Source organism: Bradyrhizobium sp. PRIMUS42 (genome assembly GCF_023006515.1).
GTDB lineage: Bacteria > Pseudomonadota > Alphaproteobacteria > Rhizobiales > Xanthobacteraceae > Bradyrhizobium.
Genome location: NZ_JALBGZ010001519.1, coordinates 1 through 537 on the forward strand (window position 1 = coordinate 1; position 537 = coordinate 537).

Annotated in this window: 1 pseudogene; it reads left to right on the top strand. The window is 68.3% G+C overall.

The features are described from left to right. Positions 1 to 537 (top strand): annotated as a pseudogene (locus tag MOV75_RS41400) (acetyl-CoA C-acetyltransferase); the annotation flags it as partial.

Consider the following 537-nt stretch of genomic DNA (forward strand, 5'->3'; position numbering starts at 1 on the left):
GGTCTGCCCGATGCCACGGGCGCCACCACCGTCAACAAGGTCTGCGGCTCCGGCATGAAGGCGACCATGCTGGCGCACGACATCATCCGCGCCGGCTCGGCCGAGATCGTCGTCTCCGGCGGCATGGAGAGCATGAGCAACGCGCCGTATCTGCTGGCCAAGGCACGCGGCGGCTATCGCGCCGGCCACGACCGCATCATCGACCACATGATGATGGACGGCCTCGAGGACGCCTACGAGACCGGCCGCTCCATGGGCGATTTCGGCGAGGCCACCGCGGAGGCCTACCAGTTCACCCGCAAGGACCAGGACGCCTATGCAATGGAAACGCTCAGCCGCGCCCGCAAGGCGGTCGAAGGCGGCGCGTTCAAGGCCGAGATCGCGCCGATCACGCTGACCGAGAAAGCGGGTCCCCGCATCATCGCCAATGACGAGCATCCGCTGAAGGTCGACCCCGCCAAAATCCCGGGCCTGAAAGCCGCGTTCCGCGCCAACGGCACCATCACGCCGGCGGCCTCCTCCGCCAACGCCGACGGC